This window comes from Promicromonospora sp. NPDC060271 (genome assembly GCF_042726755.1).
Lineage (GTDB): Bacteria > Actinomycetota > Actinomycetes > Actinomycetales > Cellulomonadaceae > Promicromonospora.
Map to the genome: position 1 here is coordinate 1 of NZ_JBHXBG010000262.1, position 4,973 is coordinate 4,973.

Below are 4,973 nucleotides of genomic sequence, written 5' to 3' on the forward strand. Positions count from 1 at the left end.
CCCGCCTCCTCGGAGCCACCTTGCTCGTTTTCGCACCTTAACTCCCCCGGACATGCGGTGGGCCCGTGCGTTCCCGCCCGCTGGGGGCGGGAACGCACGGATTGGTCGAGCAGAACGTCTGTGTCGCTCAGCGCTGCAGGGTCAGCACACCCGGCCGGTACGGCAGCAGGCCGTAGTCCATGCCGTCGGAGCTGGGGTCGCGGCCCTGGTAGAGGAGCTGGAGGTTGCAGGGGTCGATGGTCTTGGTCTGGTCGGGGTTGGTGCGCACCAGGTCGCCGTGGCTGATGTCGTTGGTCCAGGTGGCGCCGCTGTTGGCCTTGCCGGCGAAGGGGTTGCTCTCGGTCGCGGCCTGCGGGGTCCACGTGCCGTCGAGGCTGGTGGCCGTGAACGAGCGGAAGTAGCGGCCGTTGTTCCCCATGGCCTCGACGATCATGAGGTACTGGTTCTGGCCCTGGACCTTGTAGACCTCGACCGCCTCGAACAGGTTCGCCTTCGTGTCGCTCATGATCTTCGTGTAGCTCGAGCCGAAGCTGCCCGGGAAGTTCCCGATGGGCATGCTGGCCCGGTAGATGTTGCCGTTGTCGTCGGCGAAGAACAGGTACATGTTCCTGTCGTCGGCGATGAGGGTCTGGTCGATGGGAGCCCCGTCAGCGGGCGTCCCGTCGGGCTTCGGGGGAAGGGTCCCCGTGAAGAGCTCCTGGTGCGGACCCCAGCCGTTGGGGTTGGTGGGGTCGCTCGACGTGCGGTACGAGAAGGTGTACGGCCAGCCCCACTGGTAGGCCAGCACCCAGATGTTCCTCGGGGCGAAGTAGAACAGCGTCGGCGCGACGGCCTTGAAGCTCGTCATCTCGGTCTGGCCGGCCGAGGCCATGTCGGACCAGTTCGTGAAAGGGCTGAAGGCCATGGAGCCCCAGGCGTCTCCGGTGTCGTGCGTCGACCCGTAGACGAGGTACTGGCCGTTGTGGCGGACCGCGGAGAAGTCCTTGAGCGCGACGGAACCGTTCCTCGGTTGCGCCAGCGGGCCGGTCGAGGTCCAGCGGTACGTCGACGGGAGCGTGCACTGGCTGCTCCCGCCGTCGACCCGGACGAGCTGCCACTGCTGGTTGGCGCCACCCCAGTCGCTGAACTGCACGACGGCGGCGCCGTCACCCGTCGCCGCGTTCTGGACCTCGACCGCCTTGTTGCTGTTGCGGTTGATCAGCCGCACGTAGCCACCGTCGGAGTCGGCCAGCCGGAACTGCTGGTTGACGCCGCCGTGGTCGGCCCACTGGTGGATCACGGCACCGTCGGCCGTCGACCAGCCGGACACGTCCAGCACCTTGCCCGAGTGCCGCGCCTTGATCCGGTAGTAGCCACCGCCGGCGTCGACGAACTGGAACTGCTGGTTGTTGGCGTTGGTGCGGGTCCACTGGTGGAGCGGGGCTCCGTCGGCGGTGGACACGCCGCTGACGTCCAGGGCCTTGCCGCTGGTGCGGTTCAGCAGCACGTACCAGGCGGCGGGGTCGACCGTGGCGGCAGCAGCCGGACCGGTGACGGCGACGACGCCGGCACCGGCCAGCACCGCCGCCACACCGGCGGCGACGACCCGCACCAGCCAGCGGCGCAGCCGTGAGGGCGGCGCGACCGATCGAGAACTGGAGACAGCAGACATGATCCTCCTTGACCAAGACCTGACGGCTCACCGAAGCGGCGACCCGCGATGCGTGCCCGGGCACGTGCGGCGAGATGTTAGCGCTCACAACTCGAACGGCACGGCTGTGTGCCCTCCGAGCGCCGACGGAGGGGGCTTGCCCGTAAAGCCCGGTTCCGTCGGCTTGACCAAATGTGAGCGATAACACGTCATACGTCAAGAGTCAGATTTAGTCCGCGGTCCGCGGTCAGCGGCCGGCGCGGCGGCCGGCCGGGCCACCACGCAGGTACAGCGCCGCGGACTCAGGCACCGATCCCGTAGACGCGTCGTGCGGTGCCATGGTCGATCGCTTCCTGCTCTGCCGCGCCGAGCGTGGCGGTGAGCTGGAGGTACGCCTCCCACCAGGCCGTGTACCCGCGCGTCAGGCGGACCAGGGGCCAGTCCGAGCCGAACATCAGCCGGTCCGGCCCGAAGGTCTCCAGAGCGTGGTCGACGGCGGGCCGCAGCGCGGCGGCGGTCCACCCGAGGTGGTCGGCCTCCAGCCCGAGCCCCGAGACCTTGGCCACCACGTCGGGGTGCCGGGCCAGGTCAGCGAGGTCGGCGCGCCACCGGTCGAGGTCGGCGCCGCCCGCCAGCAACGGAGGCTTGCCCAGGTGGTCCAGCACGAACGACGCCGCGGGCAGCGCGCCGACCAGCTCGGTCACCACGGGGAGCTGGTGCGCGCGGACCACGAGCTCGACCACCAGACCGGCGTCGGCCACCGCGATGAGGCCCGCGACCACGTCCGGTCGCAGCAGCCAGGAGGGGTCCGGCTCGAGATGCGCCAGATGGCGGACCCCGACGAGGGTCTCGCCGCCCGGCAGCCGGCGCAGGTGCGCGAGCTGCGCCGGTACGTCGCCCAGCAGGTCGACCCAGCCGACCACCGCCTTGACGACGCCGCCCGCCGCGGCGGCGGCGAGCAGGTCCTCCGTCTCGGACAGCGAGTTGTCCGCCTGGACGACGACGGCATCAGCGATCCCGTGCGCGCCCAGCTCGGCGGCGGCGTCCCGCGCGGTGAAGTCGCGGGCTATCTCGCTCATCGACCCGGGGTCGATCCAGGGCTGGGGGTGGCGGTCCAGCTCCCACAGGTGCAGGTGGGCATCGACGAGGTGACGTGTCACGGCAGGTGCCACACCTCCTGCATGTCCCGCCACCGCTCGCCCGGCGCCGCGTCCTGGCCGAACGCCGTCTGGCACGGGTCGGTGTGCCGCCACCACTCCTGGGTCACCGGGTCCTGCGCGATCCGGGCCATGTCGGCCTCGTGGTCGGTGCCGGTGTACTCGTAGTAGGCGAACAGCGTGTTCTCCAGCACGAAGATCGTGTAATTGCGCACGTTGCACGCCTGGAGGGTCGCCTCGACCTGCGACCAGACGTCGGCGTGCAGGCGCAGGTACTCCTCGCGCAGCTCCGGGACGATGTTCACGACGAGACCGTGTCTCTCCACCATGTTCGTACTCACTCCTTGGTCCCGCCGGCGGTCATGCCCGCCACCAGGAATCGTTGCGAGAAGAGGAAGATCAGCAGCACGGGCGCCACCGAGAGGAGGGTCGCCAACGCCAGTGCCGGCAGCTCGATCGTGGTCACGCCGGCGGCCGTCGGGTTGAACTGTGGCACGTTGGCCAGCATCTCGGCCAGGCCGACCTGGATGGGCGCCTTGGGGCCGGGCGCGACCAGGAACGGCAGGAAGTAGTTGTTCCAGTTCGCCACGAAGCTGAAGAACCCGACGAGCGCCACCACCGGTTTGGCGAGCGGGAGCGCGATACGGGTGAAGACGCCAAGCTCCCCGCAGCCGTCGATGCGGGCGGCGGCCAGCAGGTCCCCCGGGACGCTGGACGAGAAGTAGATGTACGTCAGGTACACGCCGAACGGGAAGAACGAGAACGGCAGGACCACCGACGCCGCCGTACCGACGAGCTGCAGGGCCGAGAGCTCCAGGAAGATCGGCAGCACGAGCGCCGTGTTCGGGATGAGCATGACCACGAGGGTGGTGGTCAGGAGCGCCTTGCGGCCCCGGAACTCCCCCAGGGCCATCGCGTAGCCGGCCGGGATGCTCGTCAGCAGCGTCAGCACGAGCGCGGCGCCGGAGTACAGCCCCGCGTTGCCCAGCCACTGGAACACGATGCCGTCCTGAAAGCTCACGAGGGCGTCCCAGTTCGCCGCCAGATCGCCGAGCGTCCCCGGCGCGAACGGCGCCGTGGTGAGCAGGTCGCGGGGCGACTTGGTCGTGGCGTTCAGGAGCCAGAGGATCGGCACCGCGAAGAACAGGGCGAAGAAGGTGAGCGCGATCGTGACGAACGCGCGTCCCAGCCACGCCCGGGGGTCGGGCTCTGCCCGACGTCGGCCGCGCTCGGCGGGCGTCGTCGGGGTCGTGGGCCTCAGGTCAGTCGCGCTCAAAGAGTCCTCCCTTGATGACGAAGAACATGCTCAAGGCCAGGGACACCACGAGCAGGAGGATCGCGATGGCGGCCGACCCGTTGTGGTCGGTCTGCTTGAACGCGTAGAGGTAGGCGAGCTGGTTGAGCGAGTAGTCCACCGGGACGACGCCCTTGCTGGCCTGGGACAGGATGCGCGGCTCGACGAAGAGCTGGGTGCCCGCGGCGAGCGACATGACGGCCATGTACGAGATCCACTTGCGCATCATCGGAAGCTGGATGCTCAGCGCGATCCGCAGCCGGCTCGCGCCGTCGATCCGTGCCGCCTCCATCACCTCGCCCGGCACGTTGTTCAGCGCGCCGTAGAGCACGACTATCCAGCCGCCCGCACCGGTCCAGAACGCGATGATCGCGAAGATCACCGGCAGGTTCCCCGGCGAGACCGTCTGCACGAAGGTCTCCGTCCCCATGGCGTGCAGCACCCAGGAGACCGGGCTGACCGTCGGGTCCAGGACGAAGAGCCAGAGCATCACGCTCGACGCACCCGCGAGGGCGCCCGGGATGTAGTAGACGAACCGCAGCCCCGTGCTGAGCCTGCGACTGGCCAGCCCGTGCACCAGCAGGGACAGGACGACGACGAACAGGACCAGCCCGGCCAGCCAGAACAGGACGAACAGCGCGACGTGGAGGACGGCCGGCCCGAACCGGAAGTCCTGGACCACGTGGGCGAAGTTGTCCAGGCCGACGAACTGGTCCTCCTTGGTCAGCGAAAGGTAGGCCGCGTAGACCGTCGGCGCCAGGCCGAACATGAGCAGGAGGACCGTGTAGCCGGAGACGAAGAGGTACGACATCCGGCTGCGGCTCCGGGCCAGGCTGTCGTGCCGCCTGCCCCGGCCGTCGGCGGCCCGCGGCGGCGCCGCTCCCGGGGCGGG

The 4,973-nt window shown here is 69.6% G+C and carries 5 protein-coding genes; all 5 read right to left on the reverse strand.

What is annotated here, in order from left to right; translation table 11 throughout:
• Nucleotides 1-127: 127 nt before the first annotated feature.
• Entirely contained in the window at nt 128-1,651 is a 1,524-nt protein-coding gene (locus ACFWE2_RS24415) for a non-reducing end alpha-L-arabinofuranosidase family hydrolase (protein WP_377226799.1), read from the reverse strand.
• Nucleotides 1,652-1,932: 281 nt separating this feature from the next.
• Complete coding sequence (locus ACFWE2_RS24420; protein ID WP_377226800.1) at nt 1,933-2,790, reverse strand: amidohydrolase family protein; 858 nt, start codon at nt 2,788-2,790, stop codon at nt 1,933-1,935.
• Entirely contained in the window at nt 2,787-3,116 is a 330-nt protein-coding gene (locus ACFWE2_RS24425; RefSeq protein ID WP_377226801.1) for an L-rhamnose mutarotase, read from the reverse strand. Before ACFWE2_RS24425 ends, ACFWE2_RS24420 begins: the two co-directional genes overlap by 4 nt.
• Nucleotides 3,117-3,124: 8 nt before the next feature.
• On the reverse strand, nt 3,125-4,063 hold the full coding sequence (locus ACFWE2_RS24430; RefSeq protein ID WP_377226802.1) for a carbohydrate ABC transporter permease: 939 nt from the start codon (nt 4,061-4,063) through the stop codon (nt 3,125-3,127).
• A complete protein-coding gene (locus tag ACFWE2_RS24435; RefSeq protein ID WP_377226803.1) occupies nt 4,050-4,913 on the reverse strand; it encodes a carbohydrate ABC transporter permease in 864 nt (287 codons plus the stop codon). The genes ACFWE2_RS24430 and ACFWE2_RS24435 overlap by 14 nt, the downstream gene beginning before the upstream one ends.
• Nucleotides 4,914-4,973: the final 60 nt, after the last annotated feature.

Coding starts and splice junctions, on each gene's coding strand:
- ACFWE2_RS24415 (WP_377226799.1), bottom strand. CDS start 1,651: ATGTCTGCTGTCTCCAGTTCTCGATCGGTCGCGCCGCCCTCACGGCTG.
- ACFWE2_RS24425 (WP_377226801.1), bottom strand. CDS start 3,116: ATGGTGGAGAGACACGGTCTCGTCGTGAACATCGTCCCGGAGCTGCGC.